Below are 24,767 nucleotides of genomic sequence, written 5' to 3' on the forward strand. Positions count from 1 at the left end.
GTGGCGGTTGATCGGGAGGGATTCAATGGTCCAGATGGAGACGTCATGAGGCGTCATAAAGAAAATGCCGCAGCCGGCCCGTCTGTTCCGGCTGAAGTGGCAGCGCCTGCGTCCCTATGGCGGCGACCGGAGTCAGGCTCAGGGCCGTGATGAGCCAGGCCCCCTGGAACTTGGGAATGTCGGCTTCCGTCAGGAGGCGTTCCGTGCAGAGACCGGCAGCGAGCAGGCGGCCCCGGGAGATTCCGGGCAGGATTCCGGCGGAGAGGGGTGGCGTGACGATCTGCCCATCCAGCAGGGCCAGAAAGCTGGCGGCTGTGGCTTCGGCAATCTCACCCTCGTGGGTGAGCCAGAGGGCATCATCGGCCCCTTTTTCCCGTGCTTCCATGCGGGCAAGGATGGCGGGCAGGGCGTTGAGGGACTTCACCCGGTTCAGCACGGCCTGCCTGTCCCGTCGCTGCGTGCTGACATGCAGCCGGACGGGGGTGGCGGACTGTTCTGACGGCGGGGCTGTCGTGATGAGCAGTGTGGTGTGTGGTCTGACAGGCGGAGCCAGCCCTCTTGGGCCGGGGCCTCGTGTGAGGGTCAGGCGGGCGGAACCATCCGTCAGGCTGTTGGCAGCCATCAGGTGGGGCAGGGCCTGCCGGATCGTGTCCCGTCCGGGAAAGGGCAGGCGCAGGGTATGGCAGCCATCTTCCAGCCGTGCCAGATGGGCTTCCAGCCGGGGGGCAGCCCCGTGGCGAAGCTGCATGGTTTCAAAAAGCCCATCACCCAGCAGAAAACCACGGTCCTGTGCCATGATGGCTGGACTGTCCGCCGGGAGCAGCTGGTCATTGAGCCAGAGAAAGGGGCAGGGTGTGGGTGCCATGCATCAGGCTCCATGGTCACGCAGGACGGCCAGCAGGGGAGCGGCCTTGAGGCACATTTCCTCATATTCCCGCTCTGGATGTGAAGGGTAGGTGATGCCCCCACCGGCTCCTACCTGCAAATGGCTGGCTGTGGCGCTGATGCTGCGGATGATGACGGAACTGTCCAGCGCACCATCCCAGCCCAGCCGGAAAAGCGTGCCGCAATAGGCTCCTCTGGCAGAAGACTCGACCTCATCAATGATCTGCATGGCCCGGTATTTCGGGGCTCCGGTGACGGAACCGGGGGGAATCGTGGCTGCCAGAAGGTCGGCGGCATCATGGTCCCTTTGAAGCTGCCCCGTCACGCTGGAGACGAGATGGTGAACGTGAGCGAACCGTTCCACGGCAAAAAGCTGCGGAACATCCACACTGCCCAGCTGACAGACCCTGCCGATGTCGTGGCGCATGAGGTCGGTGATCATCAGGTTCTCGGCCAGCTCTTTCTCATCCCTGTGGAGGGCCTCTTTCAGGGCGCCATTCTGCTGGGGATCATCACTGACGGGGCAGGTGCCCTTGATGGGCCGTGTCTCGATGCGTCCCTGACGGTCCAGTGAAAGAAAGCGTTCGACCGAGGCACTGAGCAGCGTGAAGTCCGGCGTGTGGAACCAGGCCCCGAAGGGGGCCGGGCAGCGGGTGCGGAGCTGATTGTAGAGGGCGTGCAGATCGAGCGTCTCCGGGCGGGGGGCGACCCAGCGCATTGTCAGGTTGGCCTGAAAGATGTCTCCGGCCGCAATGTACTCCTGCACGGTCCGGACGGCAGCCTGCCACGTGGCGGCATCCTGTTCGGCCACGGGGGTGAGAGACGGCCCCGGGTGGTCCGATCTGGCCGTGGTGGCGGGCTGGCCCGGTGGTGGGGTGCCGTCCGCACTGGCCCACCAGAGCCTCTGCTCCAGCCTGTCGAAAATGAACAGGTCCCGGCAGGCCAGTGCTGTGAAGGCGGGGCAGCCCGTTGCGTGGCGGGAGGTGAGGCCCTCACGGGCCATGCCGGCCTCATAGCTGAGCAGGCCGATCACGCCGCCGGTGAAGGGAAGTTCCGGCAGATGGGGGGAAGGGCGGCCCGCCGGTGCATGGGCGGCCAGAAAGGCCCGCAGATGCTGCGGGAGATGGTGCATCTCCGCCAGGGGCAGGGTGAGCCGTCCGGCCGGACGGGGACAGAGGAAGCTCCAGCGATGCCGTTCCTGTTCTGCCGGGCCGCCGCTATCGAGAAAGACGGATGCGCCTCCCTCCCGGCAGAGGGGGAAGAGCCGCTCCGGGGGGCACCATGGCAGTTCCGTGATGTGGGGGGCAGGAAGAGGAGGAGAAAAAGGCATGGGGGAGGGGCGGGGTATCCGGTCACGTTGCAGCAGGGCGGGTGGGGAGGAACTAGGCACCTGAGGTAGAATGGGTTATGCTCGATCACTGACCATTTACAGAAAACTGGTGGACCTGTCTTGAGCGAGCCGCACGATATTTTGCCTTCCGACCGCCTCCCGGTGACGATTGAAGAGGAAATGCGTTCCTCCTATCTGGCCTATGCGATGTCGGTGATTGTTTCCCGTGCGCTGCCAGATGTGCGTGACGGCCTCAAGCCCGTGCACCGGCGTATCCTGTACGCCATGCGGGAGAGTGGTTTCACGGCGGACAAGCCCTACCGCAAGTCGGCCCGTGCGGTCGGTGACGTGATGGGTAAATATCACCCGCATGGTGACAGTTCCATTTACGACGCCATGGTGCGCATGGCGCAGTCCTGGTCCATGCGTGTGCGGCTGGTGGATGGGCAGGGCAATTTCGGGTCTGTCGATGGCGACAGTCCGGCGGCCATGCGCTACACCGAGGCCCGGCTGGCCAAATCTGCCTCCTTCCTGCTGGATGACATTGACCGGGATACGGTCGCCTTCCAGCCCAACTATGACGAGAGCGAGCAGGAGCCGCAGGTTCTTCCGGCTGCCTTCCCGAATCTTCTGGTCAATGGGGCGTCCGGCATTGCGGTGGGCATGGCCACCAACATCCCGCCCCACAATCCGGGCGAGGTGATCGATGCCGTTCTGGCCCTGATCGCCAACCCGGACATGACGCTGGAAGAGCTGATGCAGATCGTCCCGGGGCCGGATTTCCCGACCGGCGGGATCATCATGGGCCGTCGGGGCATCCGGCAGGCCTATGAGACGGGCCGTGGCTCCATCCCTGTCCGTGCCCGTGCCGAGATCGAGGAGATCCGCAAGGACCGCTTCGCCATCGTGGTGACGGAGATTCCATATCAGGTCAACAAGGCCACACTGCAGGAGAAGATTGCCGATCTCGTCCGCTCCAAGGACATTGAAGGCATTTCCGACATCCGGGATGAAAGTGACCGTTCCGGCATGCGGGTGGTGATCGAGCTGAAGCGTGACGCCACGCCGGAAGTGGTGCTGAACCAGCTTTACCGTTTCACCCAGCTTCAGACGAGCTTCAGCGTCAACATGCTGGCACTGGATGAAGGCCGCCCCCGCACCATGGGGCTGCGGGACGTGCTGGAGGCCTTCATCCGCTTCCGTGAGGATGTGATTCTCCGCCGTGCCCGTTTCGACCTGAACAAGGCGAGGGATCGGGGGCATCTGCTGGTCGGTCTGGTGCTGGCCGTGGCCAACATTGACGAGGTGATCGCCCTCATCCGTTCCGCCCCGGATGCCGCCACGGCCCGTGAGCAGCTCATGACACGCACATGGCCTGCCGCCGATGTGGAGCCGCTGCTGGAGCTGATCCATGATGAAGGCAATGTGATCGTCGATGGCCGTGTCCATCTGACAGAAGCGCAGGCCCGTGGGATTCTGGAGCTGCGCCTCCAGCGTCTGACCGGTCTGGAGCGTGAGAAGATTCAGGCGGAGCTGGCAGAGGTCAGTGCCCGCATCACGGAGCTTCTGGAGATCATTGGCAGCCATGTGCGCCGCATGGAGGTCATGCGGGACGAGCTTCAGGCCGCCCGTGCTGCTCTGGCTGACCCACGCTGCACGGAAATCTCCGATGCGCTGGGTGACCAGTCCGATGAGAGCCTGATCGAGCCGGGACAGATGGTGGTGACCATCACACGGGACGGTTTCATCAAGCGGACGCCGCTGGAGCTGTTCCGTTCGCAGAACCGTGGTGGCCGTGGCCGCACGGCAGCGGGGCGGCGAGGCGATGACATCGTCATCCGCAGCTTCAATGCCCATACCCACCAGTGGGTGCTGTTCTTCTCCTCGGGCGGGAAGGCCTACCGCATGAAGGTCTGGCACCTGCCGGAGGCGGCCCCGACGGCCAAGGGGCGGGCACTGGTCAACCTGCTGCCGGAGCTGGGCGAGGATACCATCACGGCCGTTCTGCCGCTGCCGCAGGATGAGGAGCTGTGGGATGACCTGCATCTCGTCTTTGCCACGGCGAGCGGGAACGTGCGACGCAACCGCCTGAGCGACTTCCGCAACATCCGTTCTTCCGGTCTGATCGCCATGAAGCTGGATGAGAATGACCAGCTGATCGGCGTGGCAACATGCCGGGAGGGGCAGGACGTGTTCCTCGCCACCCGTAATGCCCGGGCCATCCGCTTCCAGATCACGGATGACGTGCTGCGTGTTTTCGCTGGCCGTGGCAGCACCGGTGTGCGGGGCATCCGCCTTGCTGATGGTGACCGGGTCGTTTCCCTTGCCGTGCTGAACCATGTCGAGGCCAGCGTGGAGGAGCGGGCTGCTTACCTCCGGGCTGCCAATGCCCATCGCCGTGTTCTGGCGGCCCAGCCCGGGGATGAGGGGCTGGAGGAAGAGATCGAGGATGGCAGCGAGCTGGCTTCCGATGAGGAAGGGCTTGAGGAGATTCTGGCTGACAGCCCGCTGAGCGAAGACCGTTATGCCGAGCTTGAGGCGCAGGAGCAGATCCTGCTCACCGTGACGGACACGGGCTTCGGGCGGCGGTCCTCGGCCTATGACTATCGTGTCTCCGGCCGTGGCGGGCAGGGCATCAACAACATGACCTTCTCCAACGCCCGCCGTGGGCGTGAGGTCGTGGGTACGCTCGTGACGCTGGATGGCACGGACGTGATGATGGTGACGGATACGGGCCGTCTCATCCGTCTGCCGGTCGAGCAGGTGCGTGTGATGTCCCGTCAGGCAGGGGGGGTGACGCTCTTCCGTGTGGATGGTGACGAGCGCATCATCAGCGTCTTCCCCGTGATGGAAGATGATGCGGACGATACCGCCGAGGGTGAGACCGAGGCTGATGGGGCGGACGGTGGAGACACCGGAGCTGCCCCGGCGGCTGATGCCGGTGGGACGGATGACTGACCGGCGCATCGGCTTCTATCCTGGCACGTTCGACCCGGTCACGTTCGGTCATCTGGACGTGATCGACCGGGCGGCGGCCCTGTTCGACCATGTCGTGGTCGGTGTGGCGATCAATGATGCCAAGGGGCCCCTTCTGGGTTTCGAGGAGCGGCGGGAGCTGCTGGAGCAGGAAGTGGCCGCCCTGCCGCATAAGGACCGCATTTCCGTCACCGGGTTTGACACGCTTCTGGTGGATGCCGTGAGGCAGGCCGGGGCGGGCACGGTGATCCGTGGTCTGCGTTCTGCCGGGGATTTCGATTTCGAGACCCAGCTTTCCGGTGCGCTGCGGCGTCTGGCCCCGGAGATTGAAACGGTTTTTCTTCTGGCATCCGAGAGCCACCGTACGACGGCGAGCCGGATCGTGAAGGAAATTGCCCGTCTTGGGGGGGATATTTCCCCATTTGTCAGCCCCATGACCGCCCGTCTCGTGCGGGCAAAACTGACAGGAGAACAGACATGAGACGGCGACATTTCATGGCCGGTCTTGCAGCAGTTTCTGCCTTGACCGGTGGAACCCTGACACAGGCATGGGCCGGTGGTCAGGATGGTAACGATCAGCTCAGGGAGAGCACGACAATGACAGGTACGACAACAGGCAAGAAGCTGGTTCTGGAGCTGAAGGATGGCAAGGTGGTCATCGCCCTGCGTCCCGATCTGGCCCCCAAGGCTGTCGAGCGTCTGGAGACGCTGGCCAATGAGGGTTTCTATAACGGCGTGAAGTTCCATCGTGTGATCGAGGGCTTCATGGCACAGGGTGGTGACCCGACAGGCACGGGGACGGGCGGCAGCTCCTATCCTGACCTGCCGGCCGAGTTCAGCCAGACGGCCACCTTCGACCGTGGCACGCTGGGCATGGCCCGCACGATGGACCCGAACTCCGCCAACAGCCAGTTCTTCATCATGTTCGACCGTGTACCGTCCCTGGATGGCCAGTATACCATTGCCGGTCAGGTGATCGAGGGCATGGAGCATGTGGACAAGATCAAGCGTGGCTCCGGGGCTTCCGGCATGGTCCAGAATCCGGATCATATCATCAAGGCTTACATCGAGAACTGACATAACTGTCTGAAACCTGATGATTCTCCGTCCGCATGGTGGCGTGCCGTCCGGCGGATGAAGAAAATCATGAGGGTGGTGTTTTCTGCGGCCTCCGGGGTTGACGCTCCCCGGGGGAGCAGGTAGATAGCCTCCTCAAGTGAACCGGTAGCTCAGTTGGTAGAGCATTCGACTTTTAATCGAATGGTCCTGGGTTCGAGTCCCAGCCGGTTCACCATGCTCGCAAGAGAGTGTGCCCAGATGGCGGAATTGGTAGACGCGCAGGCTTCAGGTGCCTGTGTCCGCAAGGACGTGGAAGTTCGAGTCTTCTTCTGGGCACCAGTCTTTTTTTCAGAAAATATAATATCCGGTAACAGAGTGCTTGATATGAAGCAGAATTACTGGTGTGGGCTGTTGTGAATATTTAACAGCTGATAAAAGAGCGGCCCCTTTATTTCATGCCCCTGCCTGTGCGCTGGTAGCGTGTGGGGCGGAAACACAAGCTGTCAGGCCAGGTTCCACATTGTAAGAGATGGCCCGAAAATGGCAGGAAACTGGCAAAAAAAGATAACAAAGGTATCGTGAGGGGCTTGCAATAATAGTTTTCCTTGTATATATGCTAGGTTTCCTTTATGAGGAAGGGTTTCTCTGAAAAGAGTTAACTTATAAGAGTTATTAAAAATAACGATTTACTTGTTTTATCCCCCCTCGATAATATAACTCCTGCGATGTGTAGTAGTGGCGTGTGGGACGGCTCCAATCGTGCTCCGGCTCGTTGTTGCTATACAATCTGTCGAGATCTTATCCATGAATGGGGAACTGATCAGGATGAAACTGAAGAATTTCGGGGCTGCTCTGCTGATCGCCAGCACGACCCTGACATCTTTCGCCTCTGCAGCCATGGCTGCCGATGTTCCGAGCCCGAACCAGTACTACTGGCCGAAGGGCATGAACCTGGCCAAGCTGCGTGCTCACGATTCAGAGTCTGATCCGTACGGTGCGGATTATTATACGAACTATCACAAGAAGTTTGAGCAGCTGAACCTTCAGGAAGTCCGCAAGGACATCGAGAAGGTCATGCTGACCTCTCAGCCCTGGTGGCCGGCTGACTACGGCAACTATGGTCCGTTCTTCATCCGTATGGCCTGGCACAATGCCGGTACGTACCGTGCCATCGATGGCCGTGGTGGTGAAGAGGGTGCCCAGCAGCGTTTCGCCCAGCTGAACGACTGGCCGGACAATGCCAGCCTCGACAAGGCCAAGCGCCTCCTGTGGCCCGTCAAGAAGAAGTATGGTGAGAAGCTCTCCTGGGGTGACCTTATCGTCCTGACCGGTGACGTTGCCCTGAACCAGATGGGCTTCAAGACCCTCGGCTTCGTCGGTGGTCGTCCGGATGACTGGCAGTCCGAGCTGATCTACTGGGGTCCGGGCACGACGTTCTTCCCGAACAAGAGCTCCTTCCAGGTCGGTCAGAACGGTACTCTGAAGCACCCGCTGGCTGCCACGCACATGGGCCTGATCTACGTGAACCCGGAAGGGCCGAACGGCGATCCTGATCCGGTCAAGTCCGCTGCCATGATCCGTCTGGCATTCGGCCGCATGGCCATGAATGACGAAGAAACCGTGGCCCTGATCGCCGGTGGTCATACCTTCGGCAAGGCTCATGGTGCCCATCCGAACTCCTGCCTGAGCGGCCCGCCGGTTGCCAACGGTGTGGAACATCAGGGTCTGGGCTGGGCCGACCACTGCATCAAGGGCAAGCAGACGGCTGACGATGCGTCCACCAGCGGTCTGGAAGGCTCCTGGTCTGCCGATCCGATCCACTTCACCACGCAGTACATTGACAACCTGCTGAACAATGACTGGGTGCTGGGCACAAGCCCGACCGGTGCTCACCAGTGGCACACCAAGACGGATGACAAGATTGCTCCGGATCCGGCAAACCCGAACGATCCGTCCAAGATGCGTCCGATCATGATGTTCACCACGGACATCGCCCTGAAGACCGATCCGGCCTACCACAAGATCCTTGCCCGCTGGGCCGAGCATCCGAACGAGTTCGCCGATGCCTTCGCCCGTGCATGGTTCAAGCTGGTCGTTCGTGACATGGGTCCGAAGAGCCGCTACTTCGGCAGCGAAGTTCCGAAGGAAACCTTCGTGTGGCAGGACCCGGTCAACATGCCGGCCAAGCCGATCAACCAGGCTGACGTCCGTGAGCTGCGCAAGCTGATCGCTGCAACCGGTCTGTCCGACCGTGAGCTGATCAAGACAGCATGGGCTGCTGCTTCTTCCCACCGCGTGACCGATCACCGTGGCGGTGCCAACGGTGGCCGTCTGGCCCTGATGCCGCAGAACGGCTGGGCCGTGAACGATCCGGAAGAGCTGAAGACCGTCCTGCCGAAGCTGGAGCAGGTCCGCGACAAGTTCAACGCTCACAGCGCCCGCAAGGTTGCTCTGGCTGACATCATCGTTCTCGGCGGTAGCGTCGGTATCGAGGATGCTGCCAAGAAGGCTGGTGTGAATATCCAGGTGCCGTTCGCTCCGGGCCGTGGCGATGCCACACAGGACCAGACGGACGTCAACTCCTTCAACCTGCTGGAGCCGACGGCTGATGCCTTCCGCAACTACTACCGTGCGGATGCGGACAACACGCCGCCTCTGAACGCTCTGGTGGACAAGGCTGACACGCTGGGTCTGACCATCCCTGAGATGACAGTCCTGCTGGGTGGTCTGCGTACTCTGGACATCAACACGGGTCACTCCGCCAACGGTGTGCTGACGAAGAACCCGGGTGTGCTGAGCACGGACTTCTTCACCAACGTGCTGACGATGGACACACGCTGGCAGAAGGTTGAGGGTCAGGAAGACCTTTACGAGGGCTTTGACCGTGCAACCGGGCAGAAGCAGTGGACAGCCACGGACGTGGACCTGGTCTTCGGTGCCAACCCCGAGCTGCGTGCCGTTGCTGAGGTTTACGCCTCCAACGATGGCAAGGCGAAGTTCTACAATGACTTCGTGAAGGTCTGGACGAAGGTGATGAACCTCGACCGCTTCGACCTGCAGCGCTAAGATCTGTCCCTTCCTGCGGGAAGATCAGACGATACATTCCGTCGGGGAGACATCTCCCCGGCGGTCTGTCCAAACGTGGAGGATAGCATGTTGAAATTTGCTGGTGGTGCACTCGCCCTGTTTATGGCAACAGCCTTTTCTGCCACGGCGGCTACGGTTGATGTGCAGATGCTGAGCCGTGGCAGTCACGGTTTCTCTTTTGAGCCAGCTGTCGTTTACATCCATTCTGGTGACAGTGTTCATTTCATTCCGACGGACAAGGGTCATAACGCCCAGTCCATCCCCGGCATGACACCTGATGGCGCACAGCCCATCAATGTTCCTTTCAGCCAGGAAAAGACGGTACAGTTCACCAAGCCGGGTCTGTATGGCTATAAGTGCCTGCCCCATTTTGCGCTGGGCATGGTAGGGCTGGTTGTTGTCGATAATGCCAACAATGAAGCAGAGGCCCGCAAGGCGCCGCTTTATGGCGCTGCCAAGCGTCGCTTCAATGAGCTGTTCCAGGATGTGGACAGCAAGAAGGGCAAGTAAGAGGGGTCTGGCCCGAGGGCTGGAGACTGTTTACTGCTGGGTCGGCCCTGTTTCCGTTTTCAGGAACGGAGGGGCCGTTTTTTTTATTCCATGGTCTATGGAGACAGAGTGTGTCAGAGAAAGTGGAAACAGGAACCGGCAGACCGGAACGTTATGGTTCGGTGGCCATCATCCTGCATTGGGTGATTGCGGTATTGATCCTCTTCATGATCGGCTTGGGGCTGTATATGGATCATGTACCCCTCAATGATCCGACACCCCTGCATCAGCTGCACAAGTCTGTCGGCATCGTGACCATGCTGCTGATCGTGGTGCGTGTCCTCTGGCGCCTGACACACAGGGCCCCGGCCTTGCCGCAGGACCTGTCGGCAGGGCAGCGTGTGGTGGCAGGTGGGATGGAAGGGCTCCTCTACCTGTATCAGATCATCCTGCCCGTGACGGGCTGGCTCATGGTCTCTGCCATGGCCATGCCGATCGTGCTGTTCGGGCTGGTATCGTGGCCGCTGATCCCTCTGCCGCAGAGCGTGATGGATAGCGGCTATCTGGCGGAAATCATGCCAGATGTTCATAACTGGCTTGCATGGACTTTCGGTGGATTCATAGTCCTGCATGTGCTGGCAGCTCTTTATCACCGTTTCATCCGGAAAGATCAGGTGGTGGACCGCATCCTGCCCCGCCATGGGGGGGGACGGTAAGCGGTTCCTTTTTGCCGGGTCAGCCAGCAAGCACCCTCATCGGTCCGATGGGGGTGTTTTTTTATGTTGGCTGCCAATGGGGGGCACAGCTTTATCCAGTCTGGGGGATGTGGTATCAGTCGATGGATCAGGCAGGATATAAGGAAAACAACATATCCTTGTTCTGCTTTCCAGACTGGCTGCCCTGGTGCCGTATTGGCACTGTCCGGCAGTCCTGAAGCTGGGTGATGGATCATATACAGGCTAGGTACCTGCTGAAGGAAATTCCCAATGGCGTCAGATCACAAGAAGACCCATATTGGCAGCCACAAGCTGCATCCCGAGACACAGATGCTCAATTACGGTTATGACCCGGCCCTTTCGGAAGGAGCCGTGAAACCGCCCGTGTTTCTGACGTCGACCTTCGTTTTTCCCACGGCAGAAGATGGCCGGGATTTTTTTGATTATGTTTCCGGCCGGAAAGAACCGCCGGAAGGCAAGGGGCAGGGGCTGGTCTATTCCCGCTTCAACCATCCGAACAGTGAGATTGTTGAAGACCGTCTGGCTGTTTACGAAGAAGCAGAGCGTGGGGTGCTGTTTTCTTCTGGCATGTCGGCCATTGCCACCACTCTGCTGGCCTATGCCCGCCCCGGTGATGTGATTCTTCATTCCCAGCCGCTCTATGGTGGGACGGAAACCCTGCTGACCAAGACCATGGCTTCTTTGGGAATCAAGTCCGTGGGGCTGGGAAGCTGCGGAGTGGATGAGGCCATCATGCGTGAGGCTGCCGAAAAGGCCATCGCAGAAGGGCGTGTCTCCCTGATCCTGATCGAGACACCGGCCAATCCGACCAATGGTCTGGTGGACCTGAAGCTGGTGCGCCGCATTGCCGAGGAGATCGAGGCCAGACAGGGCAGCCGTCCCATCATCGTCTGTGACAACACGCTGCTCGGGCCGCTTTATCAGCATCCGCTGAAGCATGGGGCCGATCTGTCACTGTATTCCCTGACAAAATATGTCGGCGGCCATTCCGATCTCGTGGCCGGGGCCGTTCTGGGCAGTGATGCCATGACACGCCCGGTGCGTCAGCTCCGTGGGGCCATTGGAACCCATCTGGACCCGCATAGCTGCTGGATGCTGGGCCGCTCTCTGGAGACGCTGGGGCTGCGCATGGAGCGTGCCACCCTCAATGCCCAGCGTGTGGCGGAGCTGCTGCGGGATCATGCCAAGGTGAACAAGGTGCATTTCCCACCGTTCTACGAGGCTGATTCGGCGGAGGGGAAAGTCTATGCCCGCCAGTGCAGTGGTGCCGGCTCGACCTTCTCCTTTGATATTGAAGGGGGTGAGGCTGCGGCTTTCCGCTTCCTTAATGCGCTGAAGATCATGAAGCTGGCTGTCAGCCTGGGAGGCACGGAGTCTCTGGCCAGCCATCCGGCGACGATGACACATTCCGGCGTGCCGAAAGAGGTACGGGAGCGCATTGGCGTCACGTCATCCACCGTGCGGCTCTCCATCGGTGTGGAGCATGTGGATGATCTGCTGGTGGACGTGAAGCAGGCGCTGGACGTCGCCTGAAGGTCACGGTGTCAGCCCTGATACGGAAAAGCCCGCCTCTCTGAAGGGGCGGGCTTTTTTTAGTGGCGATAGAAAGAAGGCGGATGCTTCAGTGTTTCAGCCAGCGGGCCAGACTGTTGCCGATGAGCTGCATCAGGCTGACCATGATGATGAGAACCACCACCACCCCGAACATGACGGTGGTGTTGAAACGCTGATACCCGTAACGGATGGCAAGGTCACCCAGGCCCCCCGCCCCGATGACGCCCGCCATGGCAGAGGCCCCGACCATGGTGATGAGCGTGACCGTCACGCCGGTGACAAGTCCCGGCAGGGCTTCGGCAATCAGGACGGAGCGGATGATGGTCATGCGTGTGCCACCCATGGCCCGGACGGCATCCACAAGGCCGGAATCAACCTCCCGCAGGGCCATTTCGGCAATGCGGGCAAAATAGGGAATCCCGGCGATGGATAGCGGCACGATGGCCGCTTCCGTCCCCAGAGACGTCCCGGCGATGAAGCGCGTGACAGGGATGAGCAGCACCAGCAGGATGATGAATGGCACGGCACGGACGGCATCCACCACCATGCCCATCAGTCGGGCGGCAAAAGGCAGCCGGTACAGCCCCTGCGGGCCGGTGGCGATCATGAACAGGGCCAGCGGCAGTCCGAACAGGACGGAAAGGGCCGTGGAGGCCACGACCATTTCCAGCGTCTGCCATGTGGAATGGAGGATCAGCTTAAGAATGAGAGGGGACATATCCCAGGACCTCCATGTTCTGCGCTGCCGTCTTCAGGTGATTCAGAGCTTGTTCCGTCCTGTCTCCTTCAAGGCTGAGGATCATGTCACCACTCAGATGGTCCCCGACGGTGGTCACGCCGCCCTGTAGCAGGGCCGTCTGCACGCCGAACCGTTCATGCAGTGCACTGAAGAGCGGCTCGCTGGCATCAGTCCCGCTGAGGACGAGCCGTACGATGGCCTTGTGTGGTCCTGCTGACGGTGTGGCAGCCATTGTCTGTGCCAGAAAGGCAGGGAGGGAGGGACGGATATCTGCCAGAAGGGTCTGGAGGGTCCGGTTGTTCTGTCCATCCCGGAGGAAGTCCAGCAGGGTTCCATCTTCGACGAGGCGGCCATGATCGAGGACCAGGATCCGCTGGGCAAAGCGGCGGACCACATCCATCTCATGGGTGATGAGAACGATGGTCAGCCCCAGCTTCCTGTTGATGTCGGCCAGCAGGTTGAGGATGGAGCTGGTGGATTCCGGGTCCAGAGCAGAGGTGGCTTCATCGCAGAGGAGCAGCGTCGGGTTGGCTGCCAGAGCACGGGCAATGCCGACACGCTGTTTCTGCCCGCCGGAAAGCTGGGAGGGGTATTTCTTTTCAAAGCCCTTCAGCCCGACAAGCTCCAGCAGTTCCGCAATGCGGTTGGCCTGTTCTTTGCGGGGGCACCCGGCGATCTGGAGGGGCAGGGCAATGTTGCCTGCCACGGTGCGGGAAGTCAGCAGATTGAAATGCTGGAAGACCAGACCGATCTTGCGGCGGATGCGGACAAGCTGCCGCTCTGGTTGTGTGGTGAGGTCCACACCATCCAGCAGGATGTGGCCCTGCTGGGGGCGTTCCAGCGCACAGAGGCAGCGGAGCAGGGTGGACTTACCTGCTCCAGAGCGGCCGATCAGCCCCACGACCTCCCCCTGCTTTACCGAGAAGGAGATGTCCTGAAGAGCCGTATGCTGCCCAAAACTGTGGGTGACGTGCTGGATGTCGAGAATGGGCTTCATGGCCACGCAGGTGTGACTGTGCCGTGATAGATGTCCAGAATGAGCTTGTGGACATTCGGCTGGTGATAGCTTTCCACCAGCGGCTTGACCCATTCAGCGTTGGCATCACCCTCATTGACGGAGATGAAATTGACGTACGGGTTGTTCTTCAGCCCCTCCACGCCAATGCGTTCCTGCTCGGTGATGCCTGCCTTGCGGGCCCAGTCCATGTTGACAACGGCAGCATCCAGATCAGGCAGGGAGCGGCCAACCACACCGGCATCCAGCTCTTCGATGGAGATGTTGCGGGGGTTGTCGGTGACATCCAGCGCCGTGGGGAAAAGGCCGGAATCAGCAGGCAGACGGATCAGCCCCAGTGTTTCCAGCACATGGAGGGCACGACCCTCGTTGCTGGGGTCGTTGGGGATGCCAATACGGGCATTCTGCGGAATTTCGGCCACGGAGTGCCATTTGTGGGAATACAGGCCAATCGGCTGGAAGTATGTGTCGCCGACAGGGACGATCCTGTAGCCGTGGGCCTTGATCTGGGCATCGAGGAAGGGCCGGTGCTGGAAGGCATTGGCGTCCACGTCATGCTCGGACAGGGCCTCATTGGGCGTGTTGTAGTCGGAGAATGGGATGATCTTCAGCGTCAGGCCACGCTGGGCAGCATTCTGGCTGACGAGCCGCCAGATATCCTCGTCCTCGCCAGACATGATGCCGATTTTCAGCGTACGGCCATCGGCACGGGCGATTCCCGGATGGGCCAGGCCAAGGGCGGCAGCACCAGCCAGCCCTGCTGAAAGGCCAAGAAAACGGCGCCGGGGAAGGTGGGAAAACCGGGACATGGTGGTACCTTTCAACATTAAGGGGTGGATCAGTACGGTATCATGGACAGTTCCACAGGGGTGGAAAAGTCTTGCCAAGGCTGCACCATTACATCCCGCTTGTGCGGAATGATTTTTCTGGCCGGGGAAGGCCGTGCGTAGAGAGTGTTTTTAGCGGGTCGCTCTATTCTGTCAAGGTAAAGAGATGACCATATGAACAGTTAATGATAAAGGAATATAAAGCCTGATGAATATGTGCGGGACTTTATGAAAGGCCTTTCACCGTGTCTGTTCGGGGGCAGGTGTTCCTGCCCCCTGTAGAGGAGGTCAGTCTTCCTGTACCACCAAACAGAGACCTGTTGTTGGTGCCTGTTTGGTGATGAGTCTGGCCTGTCCGGTTTCGAGAATGACTTCCCGGATGGATCCGCCAAGGTCACTGACAAAGGCCAGGGTACCTTCGGCATCGACCGCCAGACCGATGGCCTCATCCAGGTCCCGCAGGATGACCTGCTGGTCATGCAGCCCGTGTTCATCCACCCGGGCGACATTGAGGCTGTTGCCATCGGGCGCAGCGCCACGGTCCGTCCACCAGAGCTTGCCCAGAGCAGGCGAGACATGCAGGTCGATCGGCTCTGGCAGATGGTCGGCCAGAAGCTCGATGCCATGACGGTCTGCGGGGTCCGTACCGGCAGGGAGGTCCAGAGACATGCGGAAAATGCGGCCACGCCCCCCTTTGGGAGGGCCTTTCTGCGACCAGTAGAGATGGCCGTTGCTGGTATCAAGGGTGATGCCTACACAGTGGCGTGTGGCATCCTTCATGTGCTCCGGGTAGGTGCCGGTCTGAAGAAGCACCTCCACGTCGGAGCCATCACGGCGGCACCGCATGATGCGCATTCCTTCACGGTCGCACCAGTAGAGATGCTCGCCTCCCGGGGTGGATGTCAGCTGTTTTGGGGTGACGACCAGTCCGTTGGCCACAAGCACCTTGTGGTCGCTGCCATCCAGTCGGGCGGATTCGATGGTGCCATCGGCATCACTGGGGTTGGCGCCCATGTTCGTCCAGTATATCCGGCCTTCCGTGGGGTCGATCCACACCCCGTCCGGGCAGCCCCAGCCGATGTCGATATGGGACAGTGGGCAGCCATCCTGTACGGAGAGGGCAGTGATCCGGGCAGGTTCGATCTCGAGTGAATGAAGAATGATGTTTCGGGTCATGAGGTGGCCTTGCTGTAATCATAGAAACCACGCCCGCTTTTCACGCCCAGCCTGTGTTCGGCAATCATCCTGCGGAGCAGCGTGCGGGGCGCTTCGGGCAGGTGGGGGAAGGCTGCGGCATAATGTTCCTCGATCTGGAGGACGATATCGAGTCCGACCTGGTCCATGAGGCGGAATGGCCCGGCAGTCGTGCCCTGTGTCTCGCAGTAGAGGCGGTCTATGGTTTCGGGGTCGGCCACACCTTCTGCGGCGACACAGAGGGCTTCACGCTTGATGGCGGCCCAGATGCGGTTCTCGATGAATCCGATGCTCTCTTTCCGGGCAATGTAGGGGGACAGTCCCACCTCGCTGAAATAGCGGGCCAGATCCTCCATGAGGGCCGTGTCAGTTTCTCCACAGGACATGAGTTCCACGGCCCGTTTTTCAGGTGGCATCATGAAGTGGGTGTTGAGGACCCGGTTCTTCTTCGTCACCTTGCCGACGATCTGGCTGGAAGGGAATGAGGAGGAGTTGGTGGCGAGGATGGCATCGGCAGGTGCCAGCTGGTCCAGCTGGCCAAAGATGTCTGTCTTGAGGTCCTGCTTTTCAGGCAGGGCCTCGATGACAAGCCAGGCGTCTTTCACGGCGTCTTCCAGTGTGGTGGCGATGTCCACATGGCCGGCTTTTCCACCTTCGACAGAGGCGACAACGTCAGGCAGGTGCTGCCCGACATAGGCGATGGCCTTCCGGGTGGTTTCTTCCTGCCTGTCAAAAAGGCGGACGGTGCCGCCGCGTGTTGCCAGCATCAGGGCGATACGGGAGCCCATCGTGCCAGCGCCAAGGATGGCGGCAGGGCGTTCAGGCACCTTTTCCGTCAGAAAATCTGCCATGGCATGTTCCTTTGCTGAAAGGGGCTGGCGGGGGCCAGACCTCACGGCTCATCTTATTGAATGAATGGCTAACATTTACTTTATCATTACGCGTCGCCTGCTGCGATCATCTTTGGATAACGGAGACGTCATCTGGCAGGCCATGCTCCTTGTGGCGTGGCCTGCCGGGCTCATGGTCAGCGGGTCTCTGTCAGTTCGGGGGCAAGTTGCGCCGTTCTGAACTCGGTGAAGTCGTATTGCCCCACGCCAGAGGTGATGAAAGGGTCTTCCGCCAGAAGGGTTTCAATTTCCTCTCTGGTGATCCCATCCCGGACAATGAGAATGCCCCCATCCCCCGATAGTTTGGGGCCGGATGCCAGCAGGATGCGCCGCTCGAAAAGCGTTGCAAGGAAGGCACGGTGTGCAGGGCGTTGGGCCTGAACCTCATCCGGGGAGGCGAGATAGGACACTGAGGCGATGATCATGGCAGACACTCTTCTGATTCATGGTGCCGTTTTGGGGGAGAGGAGCCCCCGGGGCGGGTGGAAGTTCCGGTTTTCTGGCAGTGTCATTCCAGCGGACAGAATAACACTTTCATAATAATGGCATTTTTTTTAAGGATGAAGGAGATGGTTTTCCGTACTGGGAACCCACTATTTTTGCAGTCATGCCCGTATTGCATGGAGGAATAATCATGATTCGTATTCTGATCGCCTTTTTCATCCCCTGGCTGACGTTCTTTACCATTGGCCGTCCGATTGCAGGAATCATCTGCCTGGTGTTGCAGATCACCATTCTGGGTTGGATTCCGGCAGCCATCTGGGCGCTTCTGGCTCTGCGTTCCTATGATGAGGCTCGCTGAGCTTTCAGTCTGGCCGGAAAAAAGCCCCTGTCCGTAAAGGCAGGGGCTTTTCTGTATCAGCCCCCCTTGCCTGTCATGGCGGAAGGGGGGGGGGAAGGGCAGAGGCCGGTCAGGCCTTGTTCTGCCCGGTGGTTGTATCGGGCACGCCCCTGCTGTTGATGAAATGCTCCAGCGCCGGGCCCTGGATGTCCACCACATCACGGGGATACTGGATGCCCGCCTGTTCGAACCGTTTTTTCATGCGGCGGTTGAATTCCCATTCCACCGTCCAGCGTCCGGCATTCGTGGTGGGATAGACACCCTTCACGGAGACGGAGGATGTGCCGATGGCAGACACGCCCCAAAGGTCGAAATCTGCCAGGATGAGGTCTCTGTAGGCCTCTTCATTCCGCATTTCCTTGCCAATTTCCACAAGGATGGCAGCGACCTGGTCCGTATCGCTGTCGATGTCCACCGTGGCGAGAATCATCGCACGGGAGAAGTCACGGTTGTAGTTGGTCACCTGGCTGAGCGAGCTGAACGAGAAAATGTTCATTGATCCGTCATTAGCCCGGACATGAACGGAGCGCAGGGAGAGCCGTTCGATCACGCCATAGGTGCCGTTCAGCGTTACGGAGTCGCCGACAGTCAGGGCATTTTCCAGCAGGAGGAAAATTCCGCTGATGAAGTCCTGCACCAGCTTCTGGGAGCCGAAACCCAGCGCCACACCAAAGATGGAAGCACTGGCGATGAGCGGGCCTGTATCAATTCCAAGCTGGGAGAGGACCGTCAGCCCGATGATGACAGCCAGAACCAGCAGGAACAGGATGCGGAACATCGGTGTCAGTGTCTGCAGGCGGGCAATGCGGATCTGCACATCCCGGCTGTCCTGTTCGCCCAGACGGCGGATATGATGCTCGATGGTCACATTGGCGACCTCCCAAGCCAGAATCCCGATGACCAGAGCCACCAGAATGGTCAAGGCTGCCTGGAAGATGCGGGGACCAAGCGTGTCATGGCCGAGCAGGATGTAAACCGGAGCGCCCCACGCCAGAGCAAGGGCCAGAATGGTCAGGACGGCCATGACGAGACGGATGACCGTCGTGGCAGCTGGGTAGTAACGGCGGATGCGGAACAGCGTTTCTTCATTGAGATTCCAGCTGTCCAGTGCCCGCATGAAGCGCTCCAGTCCGCCATAGGCCAGAATGCTGACAATGCGGACAGCTACCAGCGCCACCAGGGTACGGACGAATATCTGGAGGATGAGCTGGTATCCGCCATCAATGTCGGCTGCCCAGACAAGCCACAGGGCGAAGTCGAAGAACAGGGCCACAATCCACCAGCTGCCGGAGACCAGCGCCATGATGGACTGGAGGCGGCGGTTGGCTGCACCGATATGCTGGCAGGCATGCTGCACCCGCTTGCGGGAGCGGATGATCATGACGGCGAGGAAGAGGTGGACGGCCAGCAGCAGGAGCTTCTGGAGACCGCTGGAAACAGCCATAGGCATGGCCATGGCGTGCAGCATGGCCAGCAGTGAGAAGCCCCAGGCCAGAATGACACCAATCTGGCGGAAATAGCGGAAGATGAAGGTTGAGGAACTGTCCCGCAGGATGCTCAGCCGCAGCCATGGGGTCTGTGGGGCGAGGAAGATGCGCAGGACCAGGGTCCACACGCCCAGCCCGATGCCGATCAGCCAGGAGATGCTCCAGATTGCATGGGCCGCTTCGGTGGAAGGTGCAGGGTCCAGCACGCCCATCAGCAGGGCGATCAGGGGAAAGGTGCAGATGGTGATCAGCTCCAGCAGGGCGCAGGCCAGCGTATAGGGAGCGCGGCGCAGGCAGAGCATGAGCTGTGTCAGTGCCCCCTGATGGCGGAGACTGTCCTCAAGGCTGGCCTGGGTGGCGGCGGCCTCCTCTTTGGTCTGCTCATTATGGGTGGCTGCCGTGCGGGCTGTATCCGTGGCGGCTTCCGTTGCTTCGGCACGGGTCTTGTGCAGTTTTTCAGCTTCCTGCTGGAAAACCATGTGGTCGTGCTTTTTCGCCATGCTGCTGATGCGCCGGTAGAGAGGGCGCAGGATGATGCGCACGCCGAAGAAAAGCAGGTAGCTGCACACCAGCATGATGACCACACGCAGGGCGATGTGGCCGACACGGGCCTGTAGGGCCGGGTCATGCACAAGGGCCTGAACCCACGGGGCAATGGCGCCGAAATCGATGATGCTCTGATGCAGGATGTGCAGCTGCTGGAGGGCACGGTCACCGAAAAGGGCAATGTTTTCCCGGGCCAGATCAATGACGGAGGCATGTTTCGCCTGTGGCTCGGCCTGGGTCAGGTTCTGGAGGGTCGTCAGGAATTTCTGACGCTGGGCATCATCGCTCAGGACAGAAATGAGCTGGCGGGCCTGGTCAGCGGAGAGACCTGTCGTGGTGGCTGGTGCCGGGGCGTCTGCGGCCAGTGCCCGGGCGGGCAGGGACCCGAACAGGGCCAGACAGGCCACCAGCAGGGCTGGCAACAGGCTGCGTACGAACAGACCGGTAAAATGCCGGTACGGAGCGGCCCCCGTGTTGGGGTGCGGTATTCTGTCAGTCATGTAGATACGCATCTCCTTTTTTGGTGTGAGGCGGCAGCATGCCTTCTGTCCGGGCCGTTTTCGCAGAACAGTGTCAGGATTTTAAGGCACGCTCTGGTGAAAGGAGGATTAATTTTCTGAAATCCCCTGTTTCAGGCAGGAGGGGTGCCGCCATCCCGTCCCGGTATCGGAGATGGAATGGCGGAGTATGCAAGGCCTTATGGCCCGTTTTTCAGTGGGATGGACGTGCGGAGAGCTGAACGGCCCATAGCTGGGCCAGATTGTTGGCAGTCCCCTCGCCATCCATGCTGCTGAAGAGCTGGAGGGCTTCTGTCCGGCGTCCGGCGTCCATCATGGCCATGCCCAGGGAGAGGCGGGCGAGGTCCGGCTGGTGGGGCTGTTTCCCCAGTCCCTGCTGCATGAGGGCCAGACCCTGATCCACCTGTCCGTTGAGGACAAGGTTGTATCCGGCTGTCAGGGAGGGGCCCGCCTCGGTGGAGGTTTTGGCTTTTTCTACCATGGCGGGGAGGCTGGTGCGGGCTTCTGCGGCACGTTGAGCCACGAAAGCCCGGAAATGCGCCTGGGCTTCTGCCCCGGTGCCAGTTCCCAGCAGGTGGCGGGCATAGCCTTCATCCAGAAGGTTCAGGGCCAGCTGGGGCAGCTCCATCTGCACGGCCCGCTCTGCCATGTCCTGAAACTCGGCCGGGCTGGTCAGCAGGCCAGTGGCCAGGCGCAGACGCTGGAGATTGAAGACCATGCGTGGCGTGAGGGAATGGTCGGTTGTCAGGTCATGGATCAGCATCTGCCAGTACTGGGGTCGGGCATGATATTTCACCAGTTTGACATAGATGCCTGTCTTGCCCGCCGTGTCATGCAGCTGGTCGTAAGCGGCGGCGAGCATCTGGAGCTGGTTTTCCGCCGGAATCTGTCCAGCCTTCCGGTCGGCGGCCAGCATGGCCCGGCCTGCCTCCACCGTGCCTTTCCAGTCCTGCTGGAGATAGTGGCACTGGAGGAGAAGGGTCTGCATCTGCTGGTTCGGGCCGACTTCCTTCAGATAACGGCTGGCTGCGTTGGCGGCACTGGCATAGTCACGGGCTCCATAGGCCAGACTGGCCTGCGCCATGAGCATCTGCTGCCGTGCGGCCGGAGTGGTGCGGCTGTTCCTGATGAGGGTTTCATAGGCCTTCAGTGCGACAGAGACATTGCCCGCCTGGCTGGCCGCCGCTGCCCGCATCTGAGCGATGACGTAGCTTTCATAGTCGCTCTTTCCTGCCACGGCATCAGCAGCATTGACGAACTCCAGGGCTTTGGCTGGCTGATGGCTGGACAGAGCCGACTGTGCATTCTGGAGCTGCGTGCCGACCTCCCGGCCCAGCTCATCCTCTGCCTGCGCTGCCCCGATGAGCAGGCGGGTGGGAGCCTGCCCGGAGATGGGGGACAGGCAGGAGAGGGCAGACAGGCCAAACATGCCAGCCAGCAGCCAGCCGTGCGGGTGTTTCGGGTTTGGCAGGCTCATGGGTTACTGTCCTTCCACAAACTGGTCCAGACCAACAATGCCCAGCTTCGTCACGCCAAGGCGCTGGGCGTCCGCCATCACATGGGCCACGGTCTTGTAGGTGGCAAGACGGTCGGGACGGATATGGATCTCCGGCTGCTCACCTGTCACGGGATGGACGGCCCCGTTCAGATGGGCCTGAAGGTCCTCCTCCGAGGTGATGGGCGTGTCATTCCAGCTCAGCGTATTGTCATAGCTGATGCCAATTGTTGCAACCTGTGGCTGTATTGCAGAGGGTGGTGGATCGCCCTGGGGGAGGTCGATCGCTACGGAATGGGTCTGAAGCGGGATGGTGATGATGAGCATGATGAGCAGCACCAGCATCACGTCGATCAACGGTGTCGTGTTGATGTCGACAATGGCTTCATCTTCATGAGTGCTGCCCGTACCAACGTTCATGGCCATGAGGAATCTCCAAAAACTGTCTGCCTCGGGCGTCATGCCCCGGTGAACCGGGCCGGGGAGAACCGGCAGGAAGGGCCCCCACCCGGCAGGGCAGGGGCCGGAAAGACCACAGGTCAGTCGTGCGGCTGCTCTGTGATGAAGTCAACGTGCTGGATGCCTGCCTCCTGGCAGGCCGCCACGATCTTGCCAATGGGCATGTACTGGGCCGAACCGTCCCCGCGGATCTGTATCTGCGGCTGGGGCTGCTGGCGTGCTGCTTCCATGAGACGGCTGACAAGCACCTTGTGGTCCCCGATGGGCTGTGTGTTCCAGTAGGTCTGCCCATCCGCCGTGACAGCCAGCACGATGTTGCCAGGCTTGGTCTGGGTTGGCTGGTTGCGGTCTACCGGCAGCTTGACCTTTACGGTGTGCGTGGCCACCGGGATGGTGATGAGGAAGATGATGAGCAGCACCAGCATGACGTCAACCAGCGGTGTCGTGTTGATGGCTGATACCACCTCGCCATCATCACCCATGTCTCCGGTGTTGAATGCCATGGTTCAGATCCGCTCGTTCGTGGTTGTCGTGGTCGGGCTGTTATCCTTCGTGCTGTTGAACACGGCGTCATGACGGTAACCGCCGATCAGGACGGAATGAAGGTCGGACCCGAAGTTGCGGACACGGTCCATCGCACCCTTGTTGCGACGGACGAGCAGGTTGTAGCCCAGCACGGCCGGCACGGCCGTGGCCAGACCGATGGCTGTCATGATCAGGGATTCACCGACAGGACCGGCCACCTTGTCGATGGAGGCCTGGCCGGCAATGCCAATGGCTGTCAGGGCATGATAGATACCCCAGACCGTACCGAACAGCCCGATGAAGGGGGAGGTGGAGCCGACCGTACCAAGGAAGGCCAGCCCGCCCTGAAGACGTGTGTTGATGGTCTCCAGCGCCCGTTGGATGGACATGCTCGTCCATGACTGGAGGTCGATGGAATCCCGCATGGAGCCTTCATGATGGCGTGCTGCCACGATGCCGGTCTCGGCAATGTAGCGGAAGGGGGAATCCGCCTTCAGTGTCTGTGCCCCTTCCTGGATGGTCTTCTGTGTCCAGAAGGTCTGGTTGACGGCCCTGGAGGCCCGGAAGAGGCGGGATTGTTCAAGGAATTTGCTGATCATGATGATCCATGTCCCCAGAGACATGATGGCCATGATGAGCAGGACGCCACGGGCGATGATGTCACCGTTTTTCCAGAGTGCACCCAGCCCGTAGGGGTTTTCCTTCGGTGCTTCCTCGGTCGGTTTTTCACTGACCGGCGTAGCGGTGACCGGGGTGCCGCTTTCAGCACCAGCTGGCGGAGCAGCGGGTGTGGCCCCTGCTGGTGCCGTGGCCGGTGCAGCCCCGGCGGGGGGAACTGCGGGTGTGGTGCCTGCGGGAGGCTGGGCTGCCATCGTGGTCCCGGCGGGCGGAGCGGCCGGGGCAGCGTCCTGCGCAAAAGCGGTGGAGGCCAGCGGCATGGCAGCCAGAGTCAGGGCCAGGGCCGTGCCATAGACAGCGTGCGCCCGGGGCGCAGCAACAGTTACGGGGAGGCGGAACAGTCTGGTCATGAATCCCATATCCTTGTCTAAAAAAGCACCAGTCTGGAGGTGCTGCACCGGTGGGAGAAACCTCCCGTATCGGTCTCCCTGTCATTCCTGCCATCCATGGCAGGTCGGGACAATGTGAAAACGTCTGCTACCCTGCCCCCGCAGGGGTGGCCCGTTTGGGGCAGGGCAGCTTCATGCTGGTCTGTGCTGGCTCAGAATGGCTTCATTCATCACCAAGGGTAAAGTCCACATGCAGGACGTGGTTGTGTTCCACGACTGGCTGCCCACCCACCACGGCTGGCTGGTAGCGGACTGGTGAACGCTCGAGGAAGTCCAGCGCACTTTCGGCAAAATCGTGCCCGCCCTTGACGCTCAGCAGCTTGCAGTTGGCCGGTTTGCCGTTGGTGAGGATGTCGCAGGAGGCCGTCACGGAGCCTTCACGGCTTTCCTCCTGCGCTTCCTCTGGATATTCCGGCCGCACATTGTTGATGGGCATGGCACCAGCGGAATGGTCACTTTCAGACGAGCTGTTGCTGGAGCTTGCCGACGGTGCCGCTGCTGAAGACTGGGCCGGGGCCGATGGTGCAGGCTGGGGTGCCGCCGCCTTCGGTTTGGGGGCCTTCTGGTGGCTGTGCTGGATCGGCGGTTTGGGGGGGGGTGCCACCCTGATCTTGGGAGGGGGGATATAAGGTGGCGGCGGTTGCACCATCACCGGCTGCGGTGGTGGTGGAGGCGGCGGTGGTGGGGGAGCCTCCGCAATGACACGTGTCTGGATGGGAGGATGCGAGGGTTCCTGCTTTTCCATCCTGGTAAGTGTCAAGGCATAGACCACCAGCCCGATGGCCAGAAAAGCCACGACAACAGCGACGATGTAATCCGTCGGTTTGCGTTGCTGGGCGGCATAGCTTCTCATTCCAAAACCTTCTTACCCTTTTCCACGCCGCAGGTCCGGCGCTTCTTCCCGGCAGGGCAGGCCTGCCAGCATGACTGGTACCCTCACAAGACGGGACGTACCCGTACGGGGGAGGGGAAAAACCTTGTGCCGCATCACGGGCACGGCCCCATGCCGATTCCTTCTCTTCGTCCCTGGCGGTCAGGCCCTGCCCG

General features: G+C 60.7%; 22 protein-coding genes and 2 tRNA genes. 10 read left to right on the forward strand and 14 right to left on the reverse strand.

Features of this window, described 5'->3' with window-relative positions; genetic code table 11:
* Positions 1-43 precede the first annotated feature (43 nt).
* Positions 44-865, reverse strand: coding sequence for an aminotransferase class IV (locus GM608_RS00670; protein ID WP_081562512.1), 822 nt, complete (start codon positions 863-865; stop codon positions 44-46).
* Positions 866-868: 3 nt separating this feature from the next.
* Entirely contained in the window at positions 869-2,275 is a 1,407-nt protein-coding gene (locus tag GM608_RS00675) for an anthranilate synthase component I family protein (RefSeq protein WP_333644823.1), read from the reverse strand.
* Between the two features lie 120 nt (positions 2,276-2,395).
* Between GM608_RS00675 and gyrA the strand changes: the two genes are divergently transcribed.
* From gyrA to GM608_RS00720, 9 genes are all read left to right on the forward strand, one after another.
* Positions 2,396-5,173 (forward strand): DNA gyrase subunit A, encoded by a 2,778-nt coding sequence (gene gyrA / locus GM608_RS00680; RefSeq protein WP_081562510.1) that lies wholly within the window; start codon positions 2,396-2,398, stop codon positions 5,171-5,173.
* Positions 5,166-5,672: a pantetheine-phosphate adenylyltransferase gene (coaD, locus tag GM608_RS00685; RefSeq protein WP_373364577.1), complete on the forward strand. Its 507-nt coding sequence runs from the start codon at positions 5,166-5,168 to the stop codon at positions 5,670-5,672. Before gyrA ends, coaD begins: the two co-directional genes overlap by 8 nt.
* A 116-nt stretch (positions 5,673-5,788) precedes the next feature.
* Positions 5,789-6,268 (forward strand): peptidylprolyl isomerase, encoded by a 480-nt coding sequence (locus GM608_RS00690; protein WP_043561902.1) that lies wholly within the window; start codon positions 5,789-5,791, stop codon positions 6,266-6,268.
* Between the two features lie 141 nt (positions 6,269-6,409).
* A tRNA-Lys gene (locus tag GM608_RS00695) sits at positions 6,410-6,485 on the forward strand.
* 17 nt (positions 6,486-6,502) lie between these two features.
* Positions 6,503-6,589: transfer RNA gene (locus tag GM608_RS00700), tRNA-Leu, on the forward strand.
* Between the two features lie 486 nt (positions 6,590-7,075).
* Complete coding sequence (gene katG / locus GM608_RS00705) at positions 7,076-9,316, forward strand: catalase/peroxidase HPI (protein ID WP_043561779.1); 2,241 nt, start codon at positions 7,076-7,078, stop codon at positions 9,314-9,316.
* Positions 9,317-9,403: 87 nt separating this feature from the next.
* Positions 9,404-9,847 carry a pseudoazurin gene (locus GM608_RS00710; RefSeq protein WP_154980901.1) on the forward strand — a complete coding sequence of 148 codons (444 nt, stop codon included), beginning with the start codon at positions 9,404-9,406 and terminating at the stop codon, positions 9,845-9,847.
* 110 nt (positions 9,848-9,957) lie between these two features.
* Complete coding sequence (locus tag GM608_RS00715) at positions 9,958-10,542, forward strand: cytochrome b (protein ID WP_227431408.1); 585 nt, start codon at positions 9,958-9,960, stop codon at positions 10,540-10,542.
* Positions 10,543-10,812: 270 nt separating this feature from the next.
* The gene (locus GM608_RS00720; RefSeq protein WP_333644824.1) at positions 10,813-12,096 is read left to right on the forward strand and encodes a cystathionine gamma-synthase family protein; all 1,284 of its coding nucleotides are present in this window, start codon (positions 10,813-10,815) and stop codon (positions 12,094-12,096) included.
* 88 nt (positions 12,097-12,184) lie between these two features.
* Here the strand turns inward: GM608_RS00720 and GM608_RS00725 are convergent, their stop codons facing one another.
* The 6 genes from GM608_RS00725 to GM608_RS00750 form a co-directional block, all read right to left on the reverse strand.
* Positions 12,185-12,835 (reverse strand): methionine ABC transporter permease, encoded by a 651-nt coding sequence (locus tag GM608_RS00725; protein ID WP_043561771.1) that lies wholly within the window; start codon positions 12,833-12,835, stop codon positions 12,185-12,187.
* Entirely contained in the window at positions 12,816-13,853 is a 1,038-nt protein-coding gene (locus tag GM608_RS00730; protein ID WP_043561769.1) for a methionine ABC transporter ATP-binding protein, read from the reverse strand. The genes GM608_RS00725 and GM608_RS00730 overlap by 20 nt, the downstream gene beginning before the upstream one ends.
* Positions 13,850-14,680, reverse strand: a complete 831-nt coding sequence (locus tag GM608_RS00735) for a MetQ/NlpA family ABC transporter substrate-binding protein (protein WP_081562507.1) — start codon at positions 14,678-14,680, stop codon at positions 13,850-13,852. Before GM608_RS00735 ends, GM608_RS00730 begins: the two co-directional genes overlap by 4 nt.
* A 306-nt stretch (positions 14,681-14,986) precedes the next feature.
* Positions 14,987-15,874: a hypothetical protein gene (locus tag GM608_RS00740; protein ID WP_333644825.1), complete on the reverse strand. Its 888-nt coding sequence runs from the start codon at positions 15,872-15,874 to the stop codon at positions 14,987-14,989.
* Positions 15,871-16,743, reverse strand: a complete 873-nt coding sequence (locus GM608_RS00745; RefSeq protein ID WP_043561766.1) for a 3-hydroxyacyl-CoA dehydrogenase family protein — start codon at positions 16,741-16,743, stop codon at positions 15,871-15,873. Before GM608_RS00745 ends, GM608_RS00740 begins: the two co-directional genes overlap by 4 nt.
* Positions 16,744-16,919: 176 nt before the next feature.
* A complete protein-coding gene (locus tag GM608_RS00750) occupies positions 16,920-17,207 on the reverse strand; it encodes a YciI family protein (RefSeq protein WP_043561763.1) in 288 nt (95 codons plus the stop codon).
* Between the two features lie 212 nt (positions 17,208-17,419).
* On the opposite strand from GM608_RS00750, the gene GM608_RS00755 reads away from it, so the two are divergent.
* A complete protein-coding gene (locus GM608_RS00755; protein ID WP_333644839.1) occupies positions 17,420-17,584 on the forward strand; it encodes a YqaE/Pmp3 family membrane protein in 165 nt (54 codons plus the stop codon).
* Positions 17,585-17,693: 109 nt separating this feature from the next.
* Here the strand turns inward: GM608_RS00755 and GM608_RS00760 are convergent, their stop codons facing one another.
* The 6 genes from GM608_RS00760 to GM608_RS00785 form a co-directional block, all read right to left on the reverse strand.
* A complete protein-coding gene (locus tag GM608_RS00760; protein WP_181005237.1) occupies positions 17,694-20,156 on the reverse strand; it encodes a mechanosensitive ion channel family protein in 2,463 nt (820 codons plus the stop codon).
* 211 nt (positions 20,157-20,367) lie between these two features.
* The gene (locus GM608_RS00765; protein ID WP_333644826.1) at positions 20,368-21,651 is read right to left on the reverse strand and encodes a tetratricopeptide repeat protein; all 1,284 of its coding nucleotides are present in this window, start codon (positions 21,649-21,651) and stop codon (positions 20,368-20,370) included.
* Positions 21,652-21,654: 3 nt separating this feature from the next.
* Entirely contained in the window at positions 21,655-22,095 is a 441-nt protein-coding gene (locus GM608_RS00770; RefSeq protein WP_043558836.1) for a biopolymer transporter ExbD, read from the reverse strand.
* Positions 22,096-22,208: 113 nt separating this feature from the next.
* Complete coding sequence (locus GM608_RS00775; protein ID WP_043558738.1) at positions 22,209-22,631, reverse strand: biopolymer transporter ExbD; 423 nt, start codon at positions 22,629-22,631, stop codon at positions 22,209-22,211.
* Positions 22,632-22,634: 3 nt separating this feature from the next.
* The gene (locus GM608_RS00780) at positions 22,635-23,681 is read right to left on the reverse strand and encodes a MotA/TolQ/ExbB proton channel family protein (RefSeq protein ID WP_249086094.1); all 1,047 of its coding nucleotides are present in this window, start codon (positions 23,679-23,681) and stop codon (positions 22,635-22,637) included.
* A gap of 202 nt (positions 23,682-23,883) precedes the next feature.
* Positions 23,884-24,573 carry an energy transducer TonB gene (locus GM608_RS00785; protein WP_043558736.1) on the reverse strand — a complete coding sequence of 230 codons (690 nt, stop codon included), beginning with the start codon at positions 24,571-24,573 and terminating at the stop codon, positions 23,884-23,886.
* Between the last annotated feature and the right edge of the window lie 194 nt (positions 24,574-24,767).

The sequence above is a fragment of the Bombella sp. ESL0380 genome (genome assembly GCF_009725805.1).
Lineage (GTDB): Bacteria > Pseudomonadota > Alphaproteobacteria > Acetobacterales > Acetobacteraceae > Bombella > Bombella apis.

What these genes read in the sequence shown, in the direction of transcription:
- GM608_RS00670 (WP_081562512.1), bottom strand. Translation starts at nt 865, where the DNA reads ATGGCACCCACACCCTGCCCCTTTCTCTGGCTCAATGACCAGCTGCTC.
- gyrA (WP_081562510.1), top strand. Translation starts at nt 2,396, where the DNA reads ATGCGTTCCTCCTATCTGGCCTATGCGATGTCGGTGATTGTTTCCCGT.
- coaD (WP_373364577.1), top strand. Translation starts at nt 5,166, where the DNA reads ATGACTGACCGGCGCATCGGCTTCTATCCTGGCACGTTCGACCCGGTC.
- GM608_RS00690 (WP_043561902.1), top strand. Translation starts at nt 5,789, where the DNA reads ATGACAGGTACGACAACAGGCAAGAAGCTGGTTCTGGAGCTGAAGGAT.
- katG (WP_043561779.1), top strand. Translation starts at nt 7,076, where the DNA reads ATGAAACTGAAGAATTTCGGGGCTGCTCTGCTGATCGCCAGCACGACC.
- GM608_RS00710 (WP_154980901.1), top strand. Translation starts at nt 9,404, where the DNA reads ATGTTGAAATTTGCTGGTGGTGCACTCGCCCTGTTTATGGCAACAGCC.
- GM608_RS00720 (WP_333644824.1), top strand. Translation starts at nt 10,813, where the DNA reads ATGGCGTCAGATCACAAGAAGACCCATATTGGCAGCCACAAGCTGCAT.
- GM608_RS00725 (WP_043561771.1), bottom strand. Translation starts at nt 12,835, where the DNA reads ATGTCCCCTCTCATTCTTAAGCTGATCCTCCATTCCACATGGCAGACG.
- GM608_RS00730 (WP_043561769.1), bottom strand. Translation starts at nt 13,853, where the DNA reads ATGAAGCCCATTCTCGACATCCAGCACGTCACCCACAGTTTTGGGCAG.
- GM608_RS00735 (WP_081562507.1), bottom strand. Translation starts at nt 14,680, where the DNA reads ATGTCCCGGTTTTCCCACCTTCCCCGGCGCCGTTTTCTTGGCCTTTCA.
- GM608_RS00740 (WP_333644825.1), bottom strand. Translation starts at nt 15,874, where the DNA reads ATGACCCGAAACATCATTCTTCATTCACTCGAGATCGAACCTGCCCGG.
- GM608_RS00745 (WP_043561766.1), bottom strand. Translation starts at nt 16,743, where the DNA reads ATGGCAGATTTTCTGACGGAAAAGGTGCCTGAACGCCCTGCCGCCATC.
- GM608_RS00750 (WP_043561763.1), bottom strand. Translation starts at nt 17,207, where the DNA reads ATGATCATCGCCTCAGTGTCCTATCTCGCCTCCCCGGATGAGGTTCAG.
- GM608_RS00760 (WP_181005237.1), bottom strand. Translation starts at nt 20,156, where the DNA reads ATGACTGACAGAATACCGCACCCCAACACGGGGGCCGCTCCGTACCGG.
- GM608_RS00765 (WP_333644826.1), bottom strand. Translation starts at nt 21,651, where the DNA reads ATGAGCCTGCCAAACCCGAAACACCCGCACGGCTGGCTGCTGGCTGGC.
- GM608_RS00770 (WP_043558836.1), bottom strand. Translation starts at nt 22,095, where the DNA reads ATGGCCATGAACGTTGGTACGGGCAGCACTCATGAAGATGAAGCCATT.
- GM608_RS00775 (WP_043558738.1), bottom strand. Translation starts at nt 22,631, where the DNA reads ATGGCATTCAACACCGGAGACATGGGTGATGATGGCGAGGTGGTATCA.
- GM608_RS00780 (WP_249086094.1), bottom strand. Translation starts at nt 23,681, where the DNA reads ATGACCAGACTGTTCCGCCTCCCCGTAACTGTTGCTGCGCCCCGGGCG.
- GM608_RS00785 (WP_043558736.1), bottom strand. Translation starts at nt 24,573, where the DNA reads ATGAGAAGCTATGCCGCCCAGCAACGCAAACCGACGGATTACATCGTC.